Raw genomic sequence first — 25,010 nt, 5'->3', positions numbered from 1 at the left:
GCTCGCCTGTTCGAGGTTGGACGGTTCTGCGTCTTCCAAGAGTGCAGGACTGGTTGGGAGATCTCCTCTCGAGTGAGGAGTCCGCAATCGACGAGTGGGAGGGATAGCCATGTGGAAACGAATCGCGGCGGTCGGAGCGATTGCTACGTTGCTCGCCATGATGTTTGTAGGAGCTACCATAGCCCAGGATATGGACTGCTGGCACTATGAAGTCGGCGATGGGCCAATTGTTGGCAACGAGGAAACGCCGGGTGAAGCTCAAGGCGTGGCGGTCTCGGATAGCTGCGCCTATGTCGCTGACGGGGAATCCGGACTGCAGGTGATAGTTGTATCCGATCCGGAGAATCCCTGGACAATCGGCAGCGTGGATACGCCCGGCGACGCAAAAAATGTTGCCATTTCAGGTCACTATGCCTTCGTCGCAGATGGGGACTCGGGACTGCGAATCATTGACATATCCGATCCAACCAGTCCTCAGCTCGGCACCGGTGTGAATACGGGCAATACACGGGATGTGGCTGTCGTAGGAGATTATGCCTACGTCACGGGCTATGGCCCAGATCTGCAGGTGGTTGACATATCTGATCCTCAGAATCCCTGGATCGCTGCGGAGGCAGACTCGGATGCTCCTGAATGGTGCGATGGAGTGGCTGTCTCGGGCGGTTTTGCTTACGTGGCAGGCACGAGTGACAATACTGGACCCGCACACGGGCCGGGCTTTCTGGTGGTATTTAAAGTCACCGACCCACTTAGCCCTCAGTTAGCAAGTGTTGTGGAGGTTTTTAGTGATGTAATGACTGGTTCTGCTTCGGATATAGCGATATCGGGCGACTACGCCTATGTCACTGGATTTGCAGAACATGAATACTGGCCCATCCATTATGACTACGATTACTTGGGAGTGGTAAACATTACGAACCCCGAAAACCCGGTGTTCGTCGGTGGCTTGACTCACTCGACAGTCGGTTGGAGAGGCCGTGGCATAGCGGTCGCAGGGGACTACGCCTATCTATCGGTGTGGAAACTTGGTTCGAGTCTGAGAAGTATGCAGGTCGTGGATATTTCCACGCCATCATACCCTTCCATTTTTGGTTCCCTTGATTTTAGCGCCTATGGCACCCCTAGCGGTGTCGCTGCCCGAAATAACTTCGTGTATCTAACTGATGTCGTCGGCCTTCAAATCGCTTGGCAGCAATGCGAAATCCCCGTAGCCATCGAAGTCGATCCCGAAGAAATCAATCCAGATGATGAAGTCCCAAGCGCCGGTTTGCACCTCGCAGTCCACCCAAACCCATTCAACCCCCAAACGACAATCACCTTCTCATTGGCGCGCGACGTACGGGCAGAGATCGGCGTGTACGACCTGACTGGGCGGCTGGTGAACGTCTTGGCAGGCCAAACCTATATCGCAGGCGACCACTCGGTTGTTTGGAATGGCAGGGACACGGCTGGTCGAGAAGTGCCCTCGGGTAGCTACATCGTTCGTTTGGAGACCGAGGCTAGCGTGAAGTCGGGTAAGGTGATGCTGATTCGGTAGTAGCCCGCCTAGTAGTGTTGTTACCTCGACTTCCGATGGAGGCGTGTTCTATGAGGGAGAGATTCTTGAAACGCTCAATTACTTCACTCGCACTCTTCTCGTTATTCGTTTTCAACCCAGCATCGACTGCTGCACAAGATGTGGATTGCTGGCGATATGAAGTTAGCGATGGGCCAATTGTTGGTAGCGAGGAAACGCCGGGTGCGGCTCAAGGCGTGGCGGTCTCGGATAGCTGCGCCTATGTCGCTGACGGGGAATCCGGCTTGCAGGTGATCGACATTACCGATCCCCGTAATCCCGGACTAGTCGGTAGCGTAGACACGCCCGGTGACGCCAAGAAAGTCGCGATTTCCGGAGACTATGCCTTCGTCGCAGATGGGGCCTCGGGATTGCAAGTCATCGACATCTCAGAACCGACCAATCCTCATCTCGTCGATGCTGTGGACACCGGTGATGCGCAGGATGTCGCCGTCTCGGGCTCCTATGCCTATGTAGCGGTCGGTATTGAAACCCCCCTTAATGATGGCCGGCTGGTGGTAGTTGAGATTTCCAATCCTCAGAATCCCACGATCGTTGGTAGCGTGAACACACCTCCGATTCCCCCAAACGCAATCGCCGTCTCAGGTAGCCATGCCTATGTATCAGGCAATCAGACCGGTGTTGGTGGCAGCTCGGGCTGGCTGGTGGTATTCGACATTTCCAACCCACAGAGTCCCCAAATCTCGGCCAGCTTGCAGTATGAGGGGGGAGCATGGGGTGTGTCTAATGCCTATGATGTGGCGATCTCGGGCGACCATGCATACGTCGCTGGCCGTGGTTTGGAAGACATCGGCGGATTCCCCCACCCTATTTGGATTTCTCACATCTTACTGGAGGTAGATATATCGGATCCTGAGAATTCTGTAGTTGGCGGTTCATTGTCTGTGGAAGAATATGGCCGTGGTTATTCCGTCTTAGTCGCAGGGGACTACAGATACTTGACCACTAATTATTGGGGTCTATGCGTTGTCAGAGGTACGGGTATTATCGGCGAAATCGAAAACTCGGGCTACATGGAAGCTGGCGCTTTCGACGAGAGCTTCGTGTATATAACGAACGGTGCAGGACTCCATATCGCTTGGCGCCAGTGTGAAGATATCGTCGCTATCGATGATGATCCCGAAGAGACAACTCCAGATGAGGAAGTTCCGAGCGCGGGCGTGCAACTTGCGGTCCACCCCAACCCCTTCAACCCGCAAACGACGATTTCGTTTGCGTTGGAGCGCGATGGATGGGCGTCGGTAGGCATCTACGAATTGACGGGGAAGCGGGTGGCGGTCCTGACCAATCGGACCTTCGATGCTGGCGCGCACTCACTCTCATGGAGTGGGCGTGATGCGCAGGGCCGCGCCATGCCCAGCGGCACCTACATCGTCCGCTTGGAAATGGACTCGGGCGTGGAGGCGAGGAAGGTGATGCTGCTGAGGTGACGAACCAACCAACTCCCTTGCAACGCCCGGCTTCACAGGAGGCTGGGCGTTGGCCATGTATCCTAGCAGGGACGGGGCGTCGTTTGTTCAATCAAGCCCATCAGCTGGCTCACCCTCGCCCTCGACACGCCGCATGTGCGGGCAATGTCGGCCAGGTCGGTGAAGTCACCCGCTGCGATCTTGGCTTCGATGATTCGGGCCAACGCAATGCTTCGTAGCACGCGATCTTCCCTCGTGCGTCTTGGCTGCGCGGTCTCGGTCGGCGGGGTGGTCGGTCGTCGGTCATCCGGCGACTTCAGGTCGACATCTAGTTCGACACGCATGTGGTTTCCTTCGCTACGTCGATCTCTCCGGCCAGTGTCCGGATACCGGAGCAGGCGAACTCGATCCCCAGTTTCCCGGTTCGCCCTGTCCCTTCGGAATATTCCATCCGGCCGGATTATTGAGGATCTGATAACGGCGATCGGATAGCGGGAGCGAGTGATTGCATTCGGAGACTGACGGTAAAGCCGCCGAAACGGACTCCCTCCCTATCCGACGACGCTCCCAGACAGACTTCGCCGCCCAAGGCTGACCCAACTCACCAGTCAGATAGCCCCTAAGCAGCGTCGCGGGAGTACCGGTGATGCAGGCCGCCGAGGATCGCCCGCGACCTGATCGGCCCGATCTCCGGCGGCTCGATATCCCGGGGCTCGGGGCAGTCCTTCCCGAGCCCGAGGTGCGTCCGATCCCGGTGGTAGTAGTCGATGTACTCCCGCAGGATGCGGCGCAGATGCCGCTCGCCGAAGACAATCACATGATCGAGGCATTCCCGCCGGATCGACCCGATCACCCGCTCGACGTAGGGGTTCTGCCACGGGGAATGTGGAGACGTCAGCACCTGCTCGATGTCCAGAGCGGTGACACGCCGCGCGAAGTCCTCACCGTATTTGCCGTCCCGGTCGCGCAGCAGATATCGCGGAGCGGTTTCCCACGGGAATGCTTCGACTATCTGCTGTCCCGTCCAAGCCGCAGTCGGTGACTCCGTCACGTTGAAGTGGATGATCCGACGCCTGGCGTTGTCCAGAACGAGGAAGACGTACAGCACCCGAAACGTGGCCGAAGGCACGGTGAAGAAGTCGATCGAGGCGATATCTTTGGCGTGGTTTGCCAAAAAGGTGCGCCACGTCTGAGACGACGGTCGCGGCGGCCGCACCATGTAGGTCGAGATTGTCGACTGATGGATGTCGATCCCGAGCTTGAGCAGCTCGCCGTGAATGCGGGGTGCGCCCCAAGTCGGATTCGTTGACGACATTTGGCGGATTAGATCGCGGACCTCGCTGGTGACTCGCGGCCTACCTGGCCGTCGGGGACGGCTCTTCCATCTCCAGTAGTAGCGGAATCCCTGGCGGTGCCAGCGGATGACGGTTTCGGGCTGGACGATATAGAGAGCGCTTCGCCAGCCCGGCCAGAGGCAGCTGTGGATGTCCCAGAAGGCGCGGTCTCGCCAGCGGAAGTCTGGTCTGGTGCAATTGCGCTGGAGAACCGCGATCTGGTGACGGAGGGCGAGGTTTTCGGCGATCAGCGCATCACGGAATCGGAGGGCCGAAACGAGGGTCTGAAGCAGTAGTTTGAGCATGATCTGAGCTTATCGGCTGGATGCCGTAAGTCCTTGAATCGCAGGACGGACGAATATTCCGAAGCAACAGGGGCTTGCAAGTATTCGACATCACGAATCCGTTCTCACCATCGATCGTCGGCATGGTGCCAACTCAAGGAGATGCCCGAGCCTTGGCCGTGACGGACGACTGCGTGCTCGTTGCGGATGGTGGAGGCGGTGTTCAGGTCGCCTGGCCCCAGTGCGGAGGTCTTGTTGCCATTGAAGACGACCCCGAAGGAACAAGTCCGGATGAGGAGGTCCCAAGCGCCGGTATGCACCTTGCGGTCCACCCGAACCCCTTCAATCCCCAGACGGCGGTGTCGTTCTCGCTGCTTCAAGCGGGCTGGGCTGAAGTCAGTGTCTACGATCTCACAGGTTGGCAGGTGACTTCGCTTGCATCGAGGTTATTCGACGCCGGACAGCACACGGTTAACTGGAACGGGAGCGATTCTCGTGGCCGCGCGGTGCCGTCAGGGACGTATATCGTCCGGCTGGAGACGGATGAGCGAGTCGAGTCGAGAAAGGTCATGCTGGTGAGGTGATTGCCGCACCGCTCCCCTCCCCGCCCGCCGGCCTCCCCGCTGGCGGGCAATTTCTTGGCGGCGAGAGGTGAGTGGGGGCGGGAGATGCTTCCCTATCCGATCTCGAGGAACCCAACTCGGTGTGAAGTCTAGTAGGAGGGAAACCGAGAAGCATATTTGCCATCTTCCGCTCTATTTGCAGACACCTGTACTCCTCTTTCTGCTACGCTCCCCCCGCAGCCCACACCCTGCTCCTTCCCGTGGGCGGACTCCTGCCTAATATCATGTTGGCTGCGTACGTGTCGATTGCGTCCGTTATCCGAGCCACCTCATGTCCGATTTGATCGAACCCAGCGTTGTAGAATATGGAGTAGGAACCGTGCCCAACCGTCTCCTTACGCAAACGAGGGTCGCGAAATGAAGCCGTTTTTGACCGCAATGCTGCTGGCCCTGATGCCCGCCGGGACAGCGCAGGCCTTCATCACCGTCTACTACGACTGGGAGGACGACGGCACCGTGCTGGGCGTCTATCCCGATCCCGAACTGCCGAGCCTCTACGCAACCAACGTCCCGGCGTCTGCAAGCGATCCGGTCTTTGCGGGAGCCCAAAGTCTCCGTCTCGAGCAGAACGATCCGGGCGGGGTGGCGATCGCCTATCTGGCGTACCTCTGGAACCTGCACGACGGAGACCTGATCACTGCCGGCTTCTACCGCTTCGACGACACGCCGGGCGCGCCCCCGTACGTGCGGATCGCGGCCCACTGGAACGACACTCTGCCCGACGACCCGGACGCTCACCACGGGACCGCCGGTGGAAACGAGGACTACGGACCCGGTCAGGGCTGGGACTTCACCGAGCACTTCTGGACCGTGACCGGTGGTCACACGGGTCTGGTTATCGAGGCCCGGGTGGATGGCGAAATCGGCGATCGTGTTTGGCTGGATCAGATGAGCATCCAGGTGCCCGGCGAAGAGGAGACTCACGTCTACGTCGTCGTGCCCGGCGCGGGGCTCGTCGCTACGAAGCGAAGCACCTGGAGCGACATAAAGGCACTGTATCGATGAACGGTCGGACCAGCCGGGGAGCATCTATCATGAAAACAATCATACCGCTGCTGCTCGTCGCCGCGGTGGCTCTCGTTCCGTCCGTACGCGCCCAGGATTGCCTCGACTATGCGGATTATCTCCACATCGTGACTAGCGAACCGACCTCGACGTTCGCCAGATATCTCGTCGTTGTGGACGACCTCGCCTACATCGTACGCGATGACGACGGTCTTCAGATCGTCAACATCGCGAACCCGGAAGACCCGCAGGTCACCGGTGGTCTGGCGACGCGAGAAGACGCTCGCGGCGTGGCGATCGCCGGCGCGTACGCCTACGTCGCGGACGGTTTCTCCGGTCTGACGATCGTCGATGTCGTGGATCCGGAGAATCCCCAGATCACGGGCTTCGTGGACACGCCGGACTACGCCCGGCGGGTCGCCGTGGCCGGCGATCACGCGGTCGTCGCGGATCGGGCGGGGGTCCAGGTGATCAACGTCGCGGACCCCGCGAATCCCTGGATCGTGGGCAGCGTAGTCACGCCCGGCGTCGCAGCTGATGTCGTGAACTCCGGTGTGTTCGCCTTCGTGGCGGATTGGAGCTCCGGACTCCAGGTGATCAACATTGCCGATCCGGCCCATCCCGTGATCGTGGGCGGCGTCAACTTCGGGGGGACCTCGGCGGTGGGCCTGGCGCTCGAGGACGATTTCCTGTACCTGGCGACCTTCGACGGTCTGCGTGTCGTTGACATTTCCGACCCCCTGAATCCCTTCGTCGTCGGCAGCGCGAGCGCGGCCCTACACGTCAAGGGCGTTCTTGTCGAGGGCACCTACGCGTACCTGGCGATCGGGGAGAACGGACTCCAGGTTTTCGATGTCTCCGATCCGGAAAATCCGGAGCTGTTGGGCAGCGTCGACACGCCGGGATTCGCCCAGGGGATCGGGATATCGGGCGACCATGCTATCGTGGCCGACGGGGAAACCGGACTGCTGGTGATCGACATCTCGCGTCCTCAGGGCCCCCCGCCGCTCACGGGCAGCGTGGTCACGCCAGGAGTCGTGGAGAGGCTGGCGGTTGGCAGCGAATACGTCTACGCGCTCGGCTATGGCGATCTATTCGTAATCGATGCCTCCGAGATCACCGCCCCGATCGTTCGAGGCACCCTGGGGCCGCCGGACTACGGCGACTATAGAGATCTTGCAATCAGCGGCAACAACGTGTGTCTGACCCAGGGCTGGCCCAGTACGGTGCTCGTCGTCAGTACGGCGTCGCCGGATTCGCCTCTGGTCGTCGGCGAACTGGTGCTGCCGGGAGAAGCCCACGGCATCGCGGCTCAAGGTGATCTCGTTTACGTCGCGGGGGGATCGGCCGGAGTGCAAGTCGTCGACGTCGGGGTCCCCGAAGAGCCGACTCCATTGAGCTCGTTCGAGACCATGGCGGCAGCGCGACAGATCGCGATCGCCGGTGACTTCGCGTACGCGGCGCTCGGAGACGGATACGGGGACAGCGGACTGGAGGTGATCGATCTTTCCGATCCGCTCATGCCGGTGCACCTCGGCTACGCACCGACACCCGGTGTGACCGGCGATATCGCCGTCGCCGGAAATCATGTCTACACGGTCCAGGGAGAACATGGTCTGCGCATCGTCGACGTCTCCGATCCGACCGAGCCAGTGATCGTCGGCACGGTCGAGACGGCAAGCGAGGCGACCGGCGTCACGGTCCTTGGCAGTCACGCATACGTGAGCATGACGACGGGTTTCGCCGTGATCGACATCTCGGTTCCTTCCGCACCGGGGATGGTGGCGTGTTACAGCCTGTCGCCATTTCAGGCAGACATCGTGGTGGGAATCGAGTGCGACGGCGACTGGTTCTATCTGGCGCGACGTGGGGGATTGCAGATTGCACCGCTGCAATGCGACGAAGTTGTTTCTGCCGGCGACCACCGCGTCACGGACGCCGGCTGGTCGTCGTCGCTCGCGGTCCATCCCAATCCCTTCAATCCATTGACCACGATCAGCTTCGAGCTGCCAGTTGCGACACTGGCACGGATCGAGGTCCTCGAGTTGACCGGTCGGCGCGTGGCAGTCCTTGCCGACCGATTCATCGCCGCGGGCGTCCACTCGTTCTCCTGGACCGGCCGCGACGATCACGGCCGCGCCCTGGCGTCCGGCCCCTACTTCGTCCGCCTGCAGACGAAGTTTGGAGCGGTGGTGAAGAAGGTCATGCTCTTGCGCTAGCGCCCGCCCTTCGCAGGAGGTATCCGTGAGCAACCGCTCCGTATCGGCCTCACCTCGTGCGACCCGGCACGTCCCGCCGGGCGCAACGACCTGGCTCTGGTGGCCGCTCGGCGGTGTCGTGCTTGCCGCGAGTTTCACTTTCGACGGATTGTGGCCGCTGGCGATTTTTGGGGTTATGGCGTGGCTGCACGGCCTCGAGATCGCGCCCGGAAATCTCTTTCTGCGGGGCTACCTGGGCGGCTTCTGCTTCGTGTTCGGATCGCTAACTTGGCTGTGGATCCTCAGCCCGGTCATCCACGCACTCACAGCGCTCGTGTTCGGGGCCTACTTCGGCGTCTTCGCGCTGGTCACGCACCGGATCCGGAGGCGGTTCGCCGCACCGCTCTGGCTCGTCGCGCCCGCCGGCATCGTCCTCACCGAGACGCTGGTCGAGGTCGTCACCATTTTCCCGGTCACGTGGCTGCATCTCGGCTATCTGCTATGGGAGCATCCGCGCGTCATGCAGCTTTCGGAAGTCGGGGGCGTCCAGATCCTCTCAGCCCTGCTTGTGCTGGTGGCTGCGGCGGTCTACGGCGCGTTGTGGACGGTCTCACATGATAGCCGACGTGCACTTCAGCGCGGTTCGTTCTGGCTCCCCATCGTCGTGGCGACGATCGCGGTCCTGACCGCAATCGCTTACGGCACGATCAGGCTGCAGCATCTCGACCTGCAGCCGTCGTTAGGAGTCGCTCTGATACAGGCCAACATTCCCCAGGCCCAGCGCAGTCAGGATGCAGATTCGGGGCCGACGATCATCAAGCACGCCACCATGAGCCTCGAGGTACAGGACCACGAGGTGGATCTGGTCGTGTGGCCCGAGAGCGCCGTGCGCAACTTCATCGAGACCAGTATGACGATCCCGCCGTACCTGGCGGAACTCACGCAGGCCATCGACGCTCCGATTTTGTTCGGCTCGATCGGACTTAATCCGGCGCCGGCGCCACCATCGAACTCGGCCTTCGTTGTCGCCGCCTCGGGTGAAATCGTCGACCGAGCAGACAAACACGTACTGGTACCCTTCGCGGAGACCTTGCCGGTTATACGTCTTATCCCGTTTCTGCGCCGCCAGGTCACTGACCTTCTCACTCGGACGTTTCACTTCCGGCCTCACCTGGCTCCGGCATCCGAGCCTGGTCTAGTACGTGTGGGCGGTCACGAGATAGGCGTCTTGATATGCTACGACGACGCGGTAGTTGATCCCGCGGCGGACCTGCTAAAGGCGGGTGCGGAGGCGCTCGTCACGATCTCGAACGAAGCTTACTTCGCAGACAGGGAGCTTTGGCAACATGTGGCGATGGCTACCGCCCGCTGCATCGAGACGCGCGTGCCGATGGCGCGAACTACCCATACCGGACAAACCTGTATCATCGATCCCGCCGGCCGGATCACGGCGCGGTTGACGCATAATCAAGAAGGAATCCTCTATGGAACCCTTCAAGTGGCAAATACTGGTAGAGTGTCGGCGAGTGTCCGCAGAGCGATCTCGATCGTCGTTAGTGTCGTCACGCTTGTGTTGTATTTACTCTCATTCTCGGAGCGAGCCGTGGCACGGGTTGTCCCTTCGGAATATTCCATCCGAGTGATTTCTTGAGCATCTGATGCCGGCGATCGGATAGCGGGAAGGACTGATAGCGGGTGGAGGCGGACGGTGGAGCCGCCGAATCAGACCTTCCCCCTATCGGACGGCGCTCCCGAACAGTCCTCACCCCCGGTAACTGACCCGACCCACCAGTCAGATAGCCCCTAAGCAGCGTCGCGGAAGTACCGGTGATGCAGGCCGCCGAGGATCGCCCGCGACCTGATCGGCCCGATCTCCGGCGGCTCGATATCCCGGGGCTCGGGGCAGTCCTTCCCGAGCCCGAGGTGCGTCCGATCCCGGTGGTAGTAGTCGATGTATTCCCGCAGGATGCGGCGCAGATGCCGCTCGTCGAAGACAATCACATGATCGAGGCATTCCCGCCGGATCGACCCGATCACCCGCTCGACGTAGGGGTTCTGCCACGGGGAATGTGGAGACGTCAGCACCTGCTCGATGTCCAGAGCGGTGACACGCCGCGCGAAGTCCTCACCGTACTTGCCGTCCCGGTCGTGCAGCAGATATCGCGGAGCGGTTTCCCACGGGAATGCTTCGACTATCTGCTGGCCCGTCCAAGCCGCAGTCGGTGACTCCGTCACGTTGAAGTGGATGATCCGACGCCTGGCGTTGTCCAGAACGAGGAAGACGTACAGCACCCGAAACGTGGCCGAAGGCACGGTGAAGAAGTCGATCGAGGCGATATCTTTGGCGTGGTTTGCCAAAAAGGTGCGCCACGTCTGAGACGACGGTCGCGGCGGCCGCACCATGTAGGTCGAGATTGTCGACTGATGGATGTCGATCCCGAGCTTGAGCAGCTCGCCGTGAATGCGGGGTGCGCCCCAAGTCGGATTCGTTGACGACATTTGGCGGATTAGATCGCGGACCTCGCTGGTGACTCGCGGCCTACCTGGCCGTCGGGGACGGCTCTTCCATCTCCAGTAGTAGCGGAATCCCTGGCGGTGCCAGCGGATGACGGTTTCGGGCTGGACGATATAGAGAGCGCTTCGCCAGCCCGGCCAGAGGCAGCTGAGGATGTCCCAGAAGGCGCGGTCTCGCCAGCGTAGGTCTGGTCTGATAGAATTTCGCTGTAGGACCTCGATCTGGTGACGGAGGGCGAGGTTTTCGGCGATCAGCGCATCACGGAATCGGAGGGCCGAAACGAGGGTCTGAAGCAGTAGTTTGAGCATGATCTGAGCTTATCGGCTGGATGCCGTAAGTCCTTGAATCGCAGGACGGACGAATATTCCGAAGCAACAGCGGTTTGCTTGGTATCTGCTCGAACTGACTGATCCACTAGCGCGCGCCGACTCACACGGCTACTGGAGTAGATCCGTGCGTTGCTGCGGGTCCACGGAACTCGGTGGACCAATACATAGAATGGCATGGCGGACGAATATTCCGAAGGCACACCGGGCTAAACGGGCACAAGATCCCTCGCCGGATCGCTTCACGCAGATCGAATTCCACAATTTCAGGATAATAGCACGATCGACGTCGCGGGCCCATTGGACCAAGGTCCAATGGACCAGGGGTTATCAGTACTCTAGGGTCCGTCCTCCAATCATGCGTGGACATTCAATCCATGAGGTGTGCTATGAAGACCTTGTCAAGGCTACTCGTCGCTTGCTTCCTACTGACCGGGCTTGCCTCCGTCGCCATGGCGGAGACGGTTGTCGTGGACTTCGACGACTACATCGGGCCATTGGCACCTATTCCCCCTGGCTACGCGGGCTTTACCAACTGGGGCAACTGGGCCTACTCGTCCATTGTGAGTAGTGGCTATTTCCCCCTGTCGGGAACGACCTATACCGTTCCCGTCGGTGCGCCGGCACCCATCGTGTTCCCCGTGCCCTACGTCTTTCTGGGTGCCTGGTTCCAGGCTACCGCTCCGGTTCAGATTGCTTACGAGTTGTACGTCGGCGGTGCCGTGGTGCACACCAGCGATACATTTACCATGACGCCCGACGAGTACACCTACTATGCCGCGGACTACGCCGGCGCGGTGGAATCCGTGAAGGTGTTATACATCTCCTTGGGCAATGCCTTCAGCATGGACGACTTCACCTACGATGACGGCACGGTGGCTGCCGAGGCCATGACCCTGTCTGACGTTAAGCAACTCTATCGCTGATTGACGTTCGACTCTCGCGCCGACCGTACAATACGCCAGTGCCTATCGTACGGTCGGCGCTTGTTATTCGATGAACTCGGGGAGGCTGACCATGAGATCCTTGGCGCTGTTGATGGCCGCGTGCGTCCTGCTGGGCACCACGGCGTCGGTTGCTCAGGTCCCGCGCACTGTCCTGGCCGAGCTTGGTTCAGCGACCTGGTGAACCTACTGCTTCGTCGCCGAGGCGGGCCTCGCCGTGTGCGAGAATACTTATGAGCCGAACCAGTTCGGCTTCGTGGTCTACATGGATGACTCGGGCGAATTCGGCAACCCCGATGCAGGCGCCCGGCTGGACTACTATGGGATCAGCAACCTCCCCGACCTGTACTTCGACGGCAGCACCCGCGTGTCAGGTGTCGGTCCGGACTACGAGGATGGCCACGCCTACGTCCCCATCATCGAAGATCACTTCAACGATGTCACGCCGGTCGCCGTGCGCGTGGTGTCTTACAACTACGTGTCGGGCAATGCCGAGGTCACGGTGGAGGTTGAGATCATAGGTGACGACCTGGCCAGCATCGACGATACCTACCTCCGCGTGGCGGTGATGGAGGACGGCCTCCAGCATTGGAGCTACACCTTCGACCACGTGGTTCGCACCATGATTCCCGACGCGCAGGGCACGCCGCTCATGGTCCAGCACGACGGCGAGGTGCAGCGGGTCACCCTACCCTTTGCGCTCGCGGACATGGATCCTGACGAGTTGCATGTGGTGGCCTGGGTGCAACGCGACACCGACCGCTACGTGTACAACAGCGCCAACACCCGTGACTTCCCTTACTCGGCCCGCCTCACGGTCACCGGTCAGCGCCAGGTACTGACCGCCGGCGGGACCGTGGCCTTCGGCGTGACCACAATTACCAACAGCGGCCTCGAGGACGATGTCTTCGACCTCGAGCTGGACACGGCAGGGCTTCCGGCGAGTTGGAACGCGTACTTCGTGCACGACGGCATCGAAGGTACTAGTACCACGGTCACGCTCGCCAGCCTGGAGGAAACCCAGCTGGATGTGATCATGGAGGTCGCGAGTGCAGACCATGGCCGCGTGACGTTGACCGTGTATAGCCAGGCGGCGGGCGTCGAGGTCGGGGCCGTGGATTTCGTGGCGTTGCCGACAGGTCGGGCCGTCCTTCTGGTGGCCGACGACGGTATCGACGACGAGATCGGCGATCTGCTGGGCGCGGCCATCTCCGCTTCGGGCCGAACCATGGCGACATGGGACCGCGAAGTGTCGGCCATAGACGCCGTGACCTTGGGCGACTTCGACGGCGTTGTCTGGGCCTGCGGCAATACCAACCCCGGCTTGGCCGAGATCGACCGCACCGCGCTCGACGCCTATCTCGAAGACGGCGGCAGGCTCCTGGTCTCGGGCCAGGACGTGGCCGAGGACCTCGTCGCGCAGGGTCCCTCAGGGGATCTCTGGTTGCTGATGCGATCACGGTGCGATCTCGCGGCGGATAGTACCAACGAGCGCACGCTCGCCGGAGTCGCAGGGGATCCCGTGGGCGACGGACTCTCCTTTGTCCTCAACGGCGGGGACGGCGCTGATAACCAGACCGATCCTGACATCCTCGAAGCGGCCACGGCCGACGCGATCCCGGCACTCCAGTATGGTGATGGTTCGCTGGCTGGTGTACATGTCGAAGTGTCGAATTGGAAGGTTGTGTTCCTGGCCTTCGGCATCGAGGGGATTGCGGATGCCGCCGACCGGAACGAGGTGATGGATCGGTGCTTGGACTGGTTGATCGGTGAAGGCACGACCGCTGTCGGTGAGGCACCTCCCCGCGCCGCCACGATGACTCCGAACTGTCCCAACCCCTTCAATCCCTCCACTACCCTCGAATACGAGGTGTCCACTCCGGGACCGATTCGCCTGCAGGTTTACGATCTCCGTGGCCGACTCGTCGCCACCCTCGTGGACGGTCACGTGACCGCGGGCAGGCACGCGGCGAGATGGAACGGACGCGACGGCAATGGACGGGATGTGCCGAGTGGGGTCTACGTTGCTCGCTTGTTGTCGGGAGAGCGGATCGCGCGGCAGAGCATGGTGCTGGCCAGGTAATTGGGCTGTCCCTTCGGTTTATTCCGTCCGCGTTGTCGACAAACGAGTTACGCGACCCGGTGAATTCGACCAATCTCGTCGACCTCTGGCTATCAAGCGAGTTGGCGGCTGGATCGATGCGCAGAGATGAGCGCGTGGAGGATGATTTTGAGCATCATGGCCTGGTATCGGCCAGATGAGCTAACTCGTTAGGTTGCAGCGCGGACGGAATATTCCGAAGCACACTGGGTGTCCACCCCCGTTGACGGCCCCACCAGTTGATGGCCCTATTTGCACCTGGCCCCACTTGCCCTGGGCCTTCTGACCGAGTATCTTTGTCCGCGCATGACGACTGTATTCTAGGCAACCGCACGTCCCGACCTTGATCGGGTTTGCGCTCTCCAGGGAGCGTCCTTCCACGTGCCGTTGCTCCTCCCCGTGACATGAAATCGATTCGAGAAACGTGCCGCGAGCGTGGTGATTCTCCGTGTCTCCATGCCGGCCTACTTGTGCAACGGGAGAGAACCCACCATGAACCACGACAAGATGATGAACGCCATTCACGAGATCTTCGACCCCGCGCTGCCGCGCCTGGCCCCCGGCGATGACGCCGTCACCCGCCGCGCCCTGGACCTGCTCTTCAACGGCGGCCTGGGGCGCCTGTCCAGCGACTTCCGCGTGCTGGACGTGGGCTGCGGCAACGGCTCCCAGACCCTGTGTCTGGCGCGGGAACTGGGTTGCCGGGTGACGGCGCTGGACAACCACCAGCCCTACCTGGACGAACTGCAACGACGCGCCCAGGCTGCGGAGCTGAGTCACCTGATTCAGCTCCTCTGCGCCGATATGAACACCTTGGGCGACGGCGAGGGTGAGTATGACCTGGTCTGGGCCGAGGGCTCGGCCTTCGTCATGGGCATTTCCCAGGCCTTGCGCGCCTGGCGGACGCAGCTGGTCCCCGGTGGCGCCCTGGGCTTCACCGACCTGGTCTGGCTGCAGGACGATGCACCCGCCGCGTGCCGCGACTTCTTCGCGGGCATCTGCCCGGACATGCCCCACGCCGACGCGGTGAAGCAGACCGTGGCCGACTGCGGGTACGAGCTGGTGGATACCTTCACCCTGCCCGGACACGCCTGGTGGGAGAACTTCTACGTGCACCTGAAGGAACGCCTGGTGGGGTTCCAGCCGGCCGAAGACTGCGAAGAGTCGCGCGCCATGCTGGAGATGGCCCACGGCGAGATCGAAAACTACCGCAAGCACTCGGACTGGTTCGGCTACGTCTTCTACCTGATGCGCAGGACGGACTGATCGAGTCATCATCTTCAATAGAAGCGCCGGGACCTGCGGTGGTCCCGGCGCTTCCTTCAATCATCAATCCTTTCGAACTTGTCGGTGTAGGTTGGTCTCCAATTTGCCGACAAATCTCGGGTTGTCCCTCCTCAAAACCCCTGTCCCGTCGGAATATTTCATTCGAGTGATTTCTTGAGCATCTGATGCCGGCGATCAGGTTGTGGGGAGAGCCGACAGCGGCCCGAGTAGGAGAGTGAGGATTGGAAGGCCGCCAGTAGTGCGCGCAGGAAGAGTTTGAGCATCATGGCCTGATATCGGCCGGGTGAGCCAACTCGTTAGGGTGCAGCGCGGACGGGATATTCCGAAGGCACAGCAACCCAAGTTGACTCTACTTGCATGAATAACAACAAGAAAGATCGTTTACGGTCTTCGTGACGCCGAAGGCGAAAGCGGCAAAACCTTTCAATTGGCGCCAAGTAAACTTTCAAATGGACGAAACAAAATCTTGCAAATAGCCGATACCTAACCCTACAATCAGTCGACAACAACCATTCAGTCGGCCGCGATTCTCCGTGGAGCTACAATGGGCGCACACGGCTACATTTCTCGCTTCGTTCAGGATCGGTTCGAAGCTGCTCTCGCCGACTCTCCGGTCGTCTTGATCCATGGACCTCGCCAGAGTGGAAAGACGACTCTGGCCCGCCATGTCGGAGATGAGAGGGGATACCGCTACTACAGCTTCGATGATGAGGCCGTGCGGTCGGCCGCCGAGGACGATCCAGCCGGATTCGTGGCCGGGCTGCCCGATCGGGTCATCCTCGACGAAGTGCAACTGGTCCCACGACTCTTTTCCGCAATCAAGCTGTCCGTCGACCGTGATCGAGGCGCCGGACGTTTCATCATGACTGGTTCGGCGAATGTCCTGCTGGTCCCGAGGGTTTCCGACTCCTTGGCGGGACGGATTGAGATCATCCGACTGCATCCGCTCTCACGCTGCGAAATACTCGGACAGAAGGCGGACTTCATCGACGCCCTTTTTTCGGCGACCAGCTTGACGTGCCAGGCCGAGCGGCTAGGCGACGAGATCGCCGATCTGGTCGTTGCTGGTGGCTATCCTGCGGCGCTTGCGCGTTCGAGTGCAGCCCGACGTTCAGGCTGGTACCGGAACTACGTCGAGACCATTGCCAAGCGGGATATCAGGGAACTCGCGCGCATCCGCGAGGTCGAGGCTCTGCCTCAGCTCATGGAACTGGCTGCCGGACAAACGGCCCAGTTGTTCAACCTCTCCGATCTTGCCGGACCGTTTCGGCTCAGCAGACCGACGATCGGCGACTATGTGACCTTGCTGGAGAACGTGTTCCTGATCTACCGCATGCCGCCGTGGCATAGCAATCGGCTCAGCCGACTGATCAAGACACCCAAGATTCATGTCGGTGACTCGGGGGTTGCCAGCGCGGTTCTTGGCCACACGGCGAATTCACTGCGAGAAGATCGTACGACCCTCGGGCATCTTCTTGAGACCTATGTCGTCCAGGAGCTTCGCCGTCAGGCGAGCTGGAGCGATCATCACGTGCGATTTCATCACTTCCGCGACAAGGATCGAGCCGAGATTGACGTCGTCATGGAAGGAGCCGGACGCAAGATCGCCGGTGTCGAGGTCAAACTATCGGGGACCGTGACGCCCAGGGATTTTCGTGGTCTCAGAAAACTGCGCGAGGCCGTTGGCGATCGTTTTACTGGCGGGGTCGTGCTATACGACGGCGAGATGACCGTTCCATTCGGCGACGGCCTAGCCGCCGTGCCCTTGAGTCGCTTGTGGACTCCTGGGTGAGGGTTTGATCGATGGTGGGAGTGTGAGGTTCCCGGCTAGCACGAGGTCACGGGCAACACGATCGGGAGATCGAATCGATGCGATCCCCATGCGCATGGTCTGGAAAGGTTGAGGCTTCGTGTCGGTCAGCCGACGGTCACACTCGAAGGAATTCCGCTATGATCCACATCGTATGGTGTTTGATTCTCGTCGTGTTCGTGCTGCTTGACGAACCGGCGGCCCATGCGGACGAGGCGGAAAGAGCCATTCCCATGGTCACCATCGAAGCCGGTACGTTCTTCATGGGCAGCCCCACCCACGAACCGGAACGCCATCGCGACGAGACCCGGCACCGCGTCAAGCTCACCACCCGTTTCGAAATCGCCCCGACCGAAGTGACACAGGCGCTTTACGAACAGATCATCGGCGCGAACCCCAGCCGTTTTGTCGATCCGTCACGGCCGGTGGAGAATGTGAGTTGGTTTGATTGCGTCCATTTCTGCAACCTGCTCAGCGAAGCGCAGGGTCTGAGACCGGCCTATACGATCACCGAACAGGTCGTCGAGTGGGATCGCAGCGCTGACGGTTACCGCCTACCCACCGAGGCGGAGTGGGAGTTCGCCTGCCGCGCCGGAACGACGACGGCTTATAATTTCGGTGACGATCCAGCGGAACTCCACCGCTTCGCCAACTATTGCGACCGGAGCTGCGAACGCGCCTGGAGCGACCCGATCCACATCGACAACTTCGCCTGGACGGCCCCTGTGGGCAGCTTCGAGCCCAACGCGTGGGGCCTGTACGACATGCATGGCAACGTCTGGGAGTGGTGCTGGGACTGGTACGAGCCGTTCGACGCGTCTTCGGTGGTCGATCCCACAGGAGCGGCAGCGGGCACCGTCAAGGCGGAACGCGGCGGGTGCTGGGAATGCGGGCCCGGAATGTGTCGGCAGGCATACCGGCACTACGTGGAGCCGGATCAGAAGCGGAGTTATCTGGGAATGCGGGTGGTGCGGTCGGTCGGTGTGAACTGGCGGTGAGACACCCGGCCACTGAAAATATCCAAGGATGCCCACTTCCGGAGCATGAAGCGGCTGTCCCTGTCCCTTCTGAATATTCCATCCGAGTGGTTTCTTGAGCATCTGATGCCGGGGATCCGGTCGACGGATATTCCGAAGGGACAGGTTTCGCCTGGCTCGCTGGTCTCATCACGGACGTGGACGGACGGCCTCGAGCTCGGCCCGGGTGTTGTTCAGGCTGACCAGGACCTGGTCCGGCACCTCCTTGAGTCCTGAGATGGCGGCCTGGGCCCTGTCCAGTGTGTCCTCAGATTCGGTAAGACGACCCAGCCCCAGCTGAGCCCGCGCCAGAAAGAGCAGGGCAGAATGGCGTCGGTAGTTGTCCTCGGGCAGATTCTCGGTGCGCCAGGCGACGATCAGCTGGGCCTGCTCCTCGGCCTCGGCCCACTTGCCCTGCTTGGTGAGGTTTTCGAAGTAGCGGGTGCGGGCGTCGGTCTGGCCGGGGCCCTGAGGGCCCTCCAGGTCGCCCGCCAGGGCGATGTATTCCCGATGCAGGGGTTCGGCTTCGGCAAAACGTCCGGCATCGTCCAGCAGGAAGGCGGCGTTGCCCACGGCCTGCAACAGGCCCCGGCCCTGCACTTCCATATCCCGGAACATGTCCAGCGCCTGGACCAGGAAGTCCGCGGCCTCGCTCTTGCGACCCTGACGGAAAAGGGACCCACCCACGTTGCCCAGGCTGTAGGCGATTTTCATGTGAGGGGGTGTGAAATGGGTGGAGGTCCATTCCAGTTCGCGCCGGAAGTGCACCTCGGCCTCTTCATGCTGTCCCAGCCCCTGGTAGCACATGGCAACGAAGAAGGCGTTGTTGGCCGGCATGCTCCCGGTGGCTTCGGGAATCTGGTCCAGCAGCTCCTCGGCCTGGCGGTAATAGACCAGGGCCGCTTCGAAATCCTTGCGGGCCCTTTCCATGTTCCCGAGGTCATGCAGGGTGGCCGCCACCGATGAATGCACCTCACCAAAGATCTCCCGTCTCATTTCCAGGGCCTCGAGAAAATACTCCTCGGCCTGTTCCATCTGCCCTCGATCTTGAGCAAGGCTACCCAGGGAAACCAGGACCAGAGCGATATCCCGGTGCACCGGACCCAATACCAGACGCCGGATGCGCAGCGCCTCGTTATAGGATTCCTCGGCTCCATCCAGATCCCGAACACCGCGCTGGGCATCCCCCATGCGCCACAGGACGTCGGCCCGGGTGATATGGTCCGGGGCAAACACCGAGTCGGCGATGGCCATGGCCTGCTGGTGGTACTCCAGAGCCGCGGGCAAGAGCCCGAGCCCCTTGGCGATGTCGCCCTGCTTGTTGCGCAGCTTGATCAGGCGGGGATCGGACGGGCCGTATTCCTCGAGGTAGATGGCCATGGCGCGGTTGGTCAGGGCCTCGGCCCGCGTGTAGTCGTTGCCCTGTTCGGCCAGGAAGGCCCGGTCGATCAGGATGGAGGCCAGGCGCAGGGAATCATCGGGGGCCTGCCTGAGGACCATGGCCTGAAGGGTGGCATGGATGCTGTCGGCCTCGGCCCAGTGGCCCTGGGTGTAGCGGATGTCCGCCAGTCTGACCAGGGCATCTCCAGCCAGTTCGCTTTCCGGGAGCGCGGCAGCTCGCACCTGTTGCACCAGATCTTCACCGCGGGTGATGTCACCCCGCTGGACGATGGTGGTGGCCAGGTCGAGCATCAGCCTCAAGCGCGCCGGATCATCCGGTGCCAGAACCGAATCGGCCAGAGCCAGCCCACGGGTCAGCTGCTTCTCGCTTTCCTCGAGTTCGGCCAGGCTGCGGAAGGTGGTCCCCAGGGTGTGGCGCAGGGCCGACTCGACCGCCGGCTGGTCCGCGAGGGAACCGTCATCCAGGTCCTCGGCGGCCCGGTCCAGTACCTCGCGCACGGTCACCTCATGGCCCCTGGCCTCGAAGGGTTGGACCGAGGCCAGCATGTCCTGCAGGAACTCGGTGACGGTTTCAGCCTGGGCCAGACGATTCTCGGCCAGTCCTTCGGCGCGGGTGGCGCGCACGGCCTGCCAGGTGCTGCCCACCACACCGAGGATCAGGGCGGCGGCCACTCCGGCGGCCGCGATGACCAGGGGTCGGTGCCGCCGGGCGAACTTGCGCACCAGGTACATGGTGCCCGGAGGACGGGCCGCAATCGGCTGATCGTCCAGGTGGCGCCTGAGATCCATGGCCAGCCCGTTGGCCGAGGGGTAACGCTGGTTGCGGTCCTTGGCCATGGCCGTGGCGGCGATGATGGTCAGATCGCCTTCCAGACGGGAATCATGCCGGGACAGGGGTGGGGGTTCCTCCTCGCGAATGGCCCGCAGCGCCTCTTCGAGGGGGCGGCCAACCAGCTCCAGCGGAGGCTTGCCAGCGAGCATCTGGTACAGGATCACGCCCAGGGCGAACACATCGCTGCGGGTGTCCAGATCGTCGGGATCGCCGGCCAGCTGTTCGGGGCTCATGTAGGCCACGGTGCCCACCAGCTGTCCGTGGGTGGTCAGCAGGGTCGACATGAAATCGGTGTCTGCGGGCCGGGCCACGCCGAAGTCCAGCACCTTGGGACGATCGTCCCTGGTGACCAGCACGTTGCCGGGCTTCAGATCGCGGTGGATGATGCCGCGCTGGTGCGCATGCTGCACGGCGTCACACAGCTTGATCATCAGTTCCAGGCGCGCCTTCAAATCGGACGCGTGGTCCTGGACCCAGTAGTGAAGCGGTTGACCTTCCACCAGCTCCATGGCCATGAAGGGCAACGGGCCCTGAGGAGTCTCGGCGGTGCCGGCCTCGTAAACCTGGGCGATACCCGGATGCTGCAGACGGCCCAGGAAGTCCGACTCGTGGGCAAAGCGGCGGCGCAGGGCCTCGGTGGCCATCTCGGGCCGGATCACCTTCAAGGCCACCCGGCGGCGGGGCTTTTCCTGCTCGGCTTCGTACACCACGCCCATGCCGCCCTGGCCGATGATGCGCAGGGGACGGTAGTGCCCCACGTGGTCAGGCAAGGAGGAAGCCGTCGGTGCTTGATCACTGGGGTCGGCAGAGATGGTCGCGTCAGGATCTGTGGGTAAAGTGTGCTCGGAGTCGGGACGTGTTTGGTCGGAATCGGACATCGAAACCCCCCGGTTATATCCGAGCAGAATAGTGTGAGCTGGCCTCGACAGCAAGTCCGGTCGCCCCGGGAAAGTTGTCCCTTCGGACTATTCCATCCGGGTGATGTCTTGAGCATCTGACGCCGGCGCTCCGGTAGCGGGTGGGACCGGCTGCGGCCCGAGTAGGCGGGTGAGGATTGGAAGACCGCCAGCAGTGCGCGCTGGAAGATTTTGAGCTTCATGGCCTGATACCGGCCGGATGAGCTAACTCGTTAGATTGCAGCACGGACGGAATTTTCCGAAGGCACACGTTTGCTCAGTGACCTGCCCCCGGTCTACGTACCCCACCGAAAACGCTGTCTGATCCAGGATAACCATGGTATGAGATATCGATATTCTGAATCCTCGGACCATGCCTGACCCCACGGAGCAACGATGGAACCTGGTCAAACACTGAAAAACTACACGATTGTCGAAAAGATCGGTGTCGGTGGCATGGGCGAAGTCTACCGCGCCCGCGACAATACGCTGGGCCGCGAAGTCGCCCTGAAGATATTGCCCAGGGCCTTTACGGCCGATGCCGACCGTGTGGCCCGCTTCCAGCGCGAGGCCAAGCTGCTCGCCTCGCTGAATCATCCGCACATCGCGGCCATCCACTCCGTGGTCCAGGACGGCGACGTTATGGGCCTGGCGCTGGAACTGGTGGATGGCGACGATCTGAAGGTCCATCTGGAAAACGGTACCTTGTCCCTGGACCGAGCCTTGACCTATGCCGAACAGATTGCCGCCGCGGTCGAGGCCGCCCACGAACAAGGCGTGGTGCACCGCGACCTGAAGCCGGCCAACATCAAGATCGCGCACGACGGCGCGGTCAAGGTGCTCGACTTCGGCCTGGCCAAGGCCACGGATGCGGCCGGCGACTCGGCCAGCGGTCTGCATACCACCGTTTCGCCCTCGCTGGCCAGCGCGCCGCTCACGCTCGATGGCGTCATTCTGGGCACGGCGGCCTACATGTCGCCCGAACAGGCCCGCGGTTCGAAGCTCGATCGGCGCACGGACATCTTTTCGTTCGGGGTGATCCTGTTTGAAATGCTGGTTGGGCAGCGTCCGTTCGGCGGGCCGACGGTCTCGGACATGATGGCCTCCATTCTCAAGGAAGATCCCGACCTCGATACGCTGCCGGCCGATACGCCGCCGGCGATCCGATTGCTTCTGAATCGCTGCCTGGCCAAGGACCCCAGGCAAAGACTGCGCGACATGGGCGAGGCCCGCCTGATCATCGCGGCCGTACGCGCGGGCGACCCCACGGCCTCGACGGTGCTCGGGGTACAAAAATCAGTCTCCGTCGGGCGGCGCCCGGCCAAACGGGAAATCGTAGCCTGGGCCTTGGCCGTGGTCGCCATCGTCGCCCTTGGCGTGACGGCCTGGACTTCCACCACGCGAGGCATGATGACGGCGAAGGCCCCGGAGATTCGCGCGACGATCAACGCCCCCGAAGGATATGACTTCGAGGTCAACGGCAACCATTCAGGCGCACTCTCCTTGTCGCCCGATGGAACCAAGATGACCTTCACGGCCTCGATAGGATCAGGCCGCCCATCGTTGTACCTGCGTTCACTTGGCTCCTCGACGGCCCAGAAACTCGCGAACACCGAGGGCGCGACGTATCCATTCTGGTCTCCCGATAGCAAGCAGATCGCGTTCTTTGCCGATGGTAAGCTGAAGAAACTCGATCTCAACGGCGGTGCGCCGATGACGGTGACCAGCGCCCTCGATGGTCGGGGCGGGACCTGGAACGCCGACGGGACGATCCTGTTCGCCCCTGAAACGCAAGCCGCGATCCAACGCGTTTCGACCGGTGGGGTGCTCGGCGATCCGGTGACCACGATCGACAATGCGCGCATGTCCGAGACCACACACCGCTTCCCGCACTTCCTGCCGGACGGACGGCACTTCCTCTACTTGCGCGGTAGTCACGCCGCGAACAACCAGGATGCCGTGAACTCGATCTGGATCGGCGACCTGGAATCGGACGAGACGTTCGAGTTGATGCAGTCGGGTACGCATGCGTGCTACGCCCAAGGGCATATTTTCTGGGTCCAGGACCAGTTCCTGATGGCACGTCCGTTTTCGGTCCGGGACCTCGAGTTCACTGGCGAAGCGTTCGCGGTTGGGGAGGGCGTCGTCGTCCAACTCGGCACCTGGCGTGCCGCCTATTCTGTCTCGGAGGCCGGCCCACTCGCTTTTCAGGGTGGGTTGGCCGCTGAGAAAATCCTGACCCTGTTCGATCGAGAGGGTAAGGAGCTCGGCACGATCGGCGAAGCCGCGATGTACAGTGAGATCCGACTTTCTCGCGACAATCGTTACCTGGCGGCCGGGATCGACGCTGAAGGTGGGGGTCAATCGGACATCTGGGTCTACGATCTTTCGCGCAACGTCGGGAGCCGACTGACGTTTGACGATGCGCGGGACACCAAACCCGTCTGGTCTCCCGATGGGAAACGAATCGCGTTCACGTCGAATCGGACCGGGAAGTCCGGTGTCTTCGTTCGAAGCGCCGACGGCCGAGGGGAAGCCGATTCTCTGTTTATCGTCGGTGGCCAATGTGAGGTGCAGGACTGGTCGCTTGACGGACGGTACCTCGCGATCGACTCCGGTGTCGGCAAGAACGACCTCTGGATCCTGAACCTCGAAGATGGAGAATCGTTCGCACTGGTTTCGACCGACTTCGACGAGGGCTACTCTCGGTTTTCTCCCGACGGCAACTGGATCGGTTACATCTCGAACGAAGCCGGGAGATACGAGCTCTACCTGACCCGCTTCCCCAGCGGCGAGGGCAAATGGCAGCTTTCAAAAGACGGCGCCGACTGGTTGCTGGGCTGGAACGACGCCGGCACCGAGTTGTACTACCTGGACCTCGAAGGCAACCTCACCTACGTGAAGGTCGAATTCGACGACCAGGTCGTCGCAGACCTGCCCATCGTGCTGTATCCCACACGCGCCGGTAGCACCTGGGACAACAAGTCCGACGGCAGCACCTTCGTTCTCGGCGTCCCGGACGACGCCGGAAACGATTTCCCGATCACGCTGATCGTCAACTGGGACGGCGGGGAGCAGACGAACTGACGCCGTAGCGTGCTGTGCCCTGTTGTCCCTTCAGTCTATTCCGTCCGCTTTGTTGATATTGCAGCTACGTGGATGGCGAGAGGCGGTGCGACCCGCCTCGGATTCTCAGAATCATTCCGCTGCTGCGTCCAACCGGAGGAGCCAGTTGTTTTTGTAGGGAAATCCAGGGCAAAATCAAGATCATTTCTTTCTAAGTGTTAGAGGCTCCCAATACGTTGTCCCTTCGGAATATTCCATCCGAATGATTTCTTGAGCATCTGGTGTCGGCAATCAGGTAGTGGGGAGTGTCGACCGCAGCCCAAGGCGGACGACGACATTGCCGAAACCGACTTCCGCCCTATCCGACGACGCTTCCAGACAGACCTC

At 61.5% G+C, this 25,010-nt stretch carries 16 protein-coding genes; 12 read left to right on the top strand and 4 right to left on the bottom strand.

Translation table 11 applies throughout. The features are described from left to right. The first annotated feature begins 109 nt into the window (after positions 1 to 109). Together IFSED24_RS16890 and IFSED24_RS16885 are read left to right on the top strand one after the other, a co-directional pair. Positions 110 to 1,537, top strand: a complete 1,428-nt coding sequence (locus IFSED24_RS16890; protein ID WP_491332654.1) for a FlgD immunoglobulin-like domain containing protein — start codon at positions 110 to 112, stop codon at positions 1,535 to 1,537. A 65-nt stretch (positions 1,538 to 1,602) separates the two neighbouring features. After that, positions 1,603 to 3,006: a FlgD immunoglobulin-like domain containing protein gene (locus tag IFSED24_RS16885; protein WP_491332653.1), complete on the top strand. Its 1,404-nt coding sequence runs from the start codon at positions 1,603 to 1,605 to the stop codon at positions 3,004 to 3,006. Positions 3,007 to 3,068: 62 nt separating this feature from the next. On the opposite strand, the gene IFSED24_RS16880 is transcribed toward IFSED24_RS16885, so the two are convergent. Both IFSED24_RS16880 and IFSED24_RS16875 read right to left on the bottom strand, forming a co-directional pair. Beyond that, positions 3,069 to 3,329 carry a hypothetical protein gene (locus IFSED24_RS16880; protein ID WP_491332652.1) on the bottom strand — a complete coding sequence of 87 codons (261 nt, stop codon included), beginning with the start codon at positions 3,327 to 3,329 and terminating at the stop codon, positions 3,069 to 3,071. A 275-nt stretch (positions 3,330 to 3,604) separates the two neighbouring features. Then, positions 3,605 to 4,624 carry an integrase core domain-containing protein gene (locus IFSED24_RS16875; RefSeq protein WP_491332651.1) on the bottom strand — a complete coding sequence of 340 codons (1,020 nt, stop codon included), beginning with the start codon at positions 4,622 to 4,624 and terminating at the stop codon, positions 3,605 to 3,607. Between the two features lie 74 nt (positions 4,625 to 4,698). Here IFSED24_RS16875 and IFSED24_RS16870 point away from each other — a divergent pair, with 74 nt between their 5' ends. From IFSED24_RS16870 to lnt, 4 genes are all read left to right on the top strand, one after another. After that, complete coding sequence (locus IFSED24_RS16870; RefSeq protein ID WP_491332650.1) at positions 4,699 to 5,187, top strand: T9SS type A sorting domain-containing protein; 489 nt, start codon at positions 4,699 to 4,701, stop codon at positions 5,185 to 5,187. Between the two features lie 396 nt (positions 5,188 to 5,583). Then, positions 5,584 to 6,231 carry a hypothetical protein gene (locus IFSED24_RS16865; protein ID WP_491332649.1) on the top strand — a complete coding sequence of 216 codons (648 nt, stop codon included), beginning with the start codon at positions 5,584 to 5,586 and terminating at the stop codon, positions 6,229 to 6,231. 29 nt (positions 6,232 to 6,260) lie between these two features. Next, the gene (locus IFSED24_RS16860) at positions 6,261 to 8,450 is read left to right on the top strand and encodes an LVIVD repeat-containing protein (protein WP_491332648.1); all 2,190 of its coding nucleotides are present in this window, start codon (positions 6,261 to 6,263) and stop codon (positions 8,448 to 8,450) included. 25 nt (positions 8,451 to 8,475) lie between these two features. Further along, complete coding sequence (gene lnt, locus IFSED24_RS16855) at positions 8,476 to 10,080, top strand: apolipoprotein N-acyltransferase (protein ID WP_491332647.1); 1,605 nt, start codon at positions 8,476 to 8,478, stop codon at positions 10,078 to 10,080. A 152-nt stretch (positions 10,081 to 10,232) separates the two neighbouring features. Here the strand turns inward: lnt and IFSED24_RS16850 are convergent, their stop codons facing one another. Beyond that, on the bottom strand, positions 10,233 to 11,252 hold the full coding sequence (locus IFSED24_RS16850; RefSeq protein WP_491332646.1) for an integrase core domain-containing protein: 1,020 nt from the start codon (positions 11,250 to 11,252) through the stop codon (positions 10,233 to 10,235). Positions 11,253 to 11,659: 407 nt separating this feature from the next. Here IFSED24_RS16850 and IFSED24_RS16845 point away from each other — a divergent pair, with 407 nt between their 5' ends. The 5 genes from IFSED24_RS16845 (at position 11,660) to IFSED24_RS16825 (ending at position 18,410) form a co-directional block, all read left to right on the top strand. After that, positions 11,660 to 12,196, top strand: a complete 537-nt coding sequence (locus tag IFSED24_RS16845; RefSeq protein ID WP_491332645.1) for a hypothetical protein — start codon at positions 11,660 to 11,662, stop codon at positions 12,194 to 12,196. A 235-nt stretch (positions 12,197 to 12,431) separates the two neighbouring features. Beyond that, positions 12,432 to 14,297 (top strand): T9SS type A sorting domain-containing protein, encoded by a 1,866-nt coding sequence (locus IFSED24_RS16840; RefSeq protein WP_491332644.1) that lies wholly within the window; start codon positions 12,432 to 12,434, stop codon positions 14,295 to 14,297. Positions 14,298 to 14,807: 510 nt separating this feature from the next. Then, the gene (locus IFSED24_RS16835; RefSeq protein ID WP_491332643.1) at positions 14,808 to 15,581 is read left to right on the top strand and encodes an SAM-dependent methyltransferase; all 774 of its coding nucleotides are present in this window, start codon (positions 14,808 to 14,810) and stop codon (positions 15,579 to 15,581) included. A gap of 565 nt (positions 15,582 to 16,146) precedes the next feature. Further along, positions 16,147 to 17,394 carry an ATP-binding protein gene (locus IFSED24_RS16830; protein ID WP_491332642.1) on the top strand — a complete coding sequence of 416 codons (1,248 nt, stop codon included), beginning with the start codon at positions 16,147 to 16,149 and terminating at the stop codon, positions 17,392 to 17,394. A 158-nt stretch (positions 17,395 to 17,552) separates the two neighbouring features. Next, positions 17,553 to 18,410, top strand: a complete 858-nt coding sequence (locus IFSED24_RS16825) for a formylglycine-generating enzyme family protein (protein ID WP_491332641.1) — start codon at positions 17,553 to 17,555, stop codon at positions 18,408 to 18,410. Between the two features lie 168 nt (positions 18,411 to 18,578). Here the strand turns inward: IFSED24_RS16825 and IFSED24_RS16820 are convergent, their stop codons facing one another. Next, the gene (locus tag IFSED24_RS16820) at positions 18,579 to 21,431 is read right to left on the bottom strand and encodes a tetratricopeptide repeat protein (RefSeq protein ID WP_491332640.1); all 2,853 of its coding nucleotides are present in this window, start codon (positions 21,429 to 21,431) and stop codon (positions 18,579 to 18,581) included. Between the two features lie 522 nt (positions 21,432 to 21,953). On the opposite strand from IFSED24_RS16820, the gene IFSED24_RS16815 reads away from it, so the two are divergent. Next, positions 21,954 to 24,644, top strand: coding sequence for a protein kinase domain-containing protein (locus IFSED24_RS16815; RefSeq protein WP_491332639.1), 2,691 nt, complete (start codon positions 21,954 to 21,956; stop codon positions 24,642 to 24,644). Positions 24,645 to 25,010: the final 366 nt, after the last annotated feature.

The organism is Candidatus Latescibacter sp. IFSED24 (assembly GCF_058273205.1).
Note: the sequence above shows the minus strand (reverse complement) of the source record. Positions and strands in the feature narration are given on the sequence as shown.

Coding starts and splice junctions, on each gene's coding strand:
- IFSED24_RS16890 (WP_491332654.1), top strand. CDS start 110: ATGTGGAAACGAATCGCGGCGGTCGGAGCGATTGCTACGTTGCTCGCC.
- IFSED24_RS16880 (WP_491332652.1), bottom strand. CDS start 3,329: ATGCGTGTCGAACTAGATGTCGACCTGAAGTCGCCGGATGACCGACGA.
- IFSED24_RS16875 (WP_491332651.1), bottom strand. CDS start 4,624: ATGCTCAAACTACTGCTTCAGACCCTCGTTTCGGCCCTCCGATTCCGT.
- IFSED24_RS16865 (WP_491332649.1), top strand. CDS start 5,584: ATGAAGCCGTTTTTGACCGCAATGCTGCTGGCCCTGATGCCCGCCGGG.
- IFSED24_RS16860 (WP_491332648.1), top strand. CDS start 6,261: ATGAAAACAATCATACCGCTGCTGCTCGTCGCCGCGGTGGCTCTCGTT.
- IFSED24_RS16850 (WP_491332646.1), bottom strand. CDS start 11,252: ATGCTCAAACTACTGCTTCAGACCCTCGTTTCGGCCCTCCGATTCCGT.
- IFSED24_RS16845 (WP_491332645.1), top strand. CDS start 11,660: ATGAAGACCTTGTCAAGGCTACTCGTCGCTTGCTTCCTACTGACCGGG.
- IFSED24_RS16835 (WP_491332643.1), top strand. CDS start 14,808: ATGAACCACGACAAGATGATGAACGCCATTCACGAGATCTTCGACCCC.
- IFSED24_RS16830 (WP_491332642.1), top strand. CDS start 16,147: ATGGGCGCACACGGCTACATTTCTCGCTTCGTTCAGGATCGGTTCGAA.
- IFSED24_RS16825 (WP_491332641.1), top strand. CDS start 17,553: ATGATCCACATCGTATGGTGTTTGATTCTCGTCGTGTTCGTGCTGCTT.
- IFSED24_RS16815 (WP_491332639.1), top strand. CDS start 21,954: ATGGAACCTGGTCAAACACTGAAAAACTACACGATTGTCGAAAAGATC.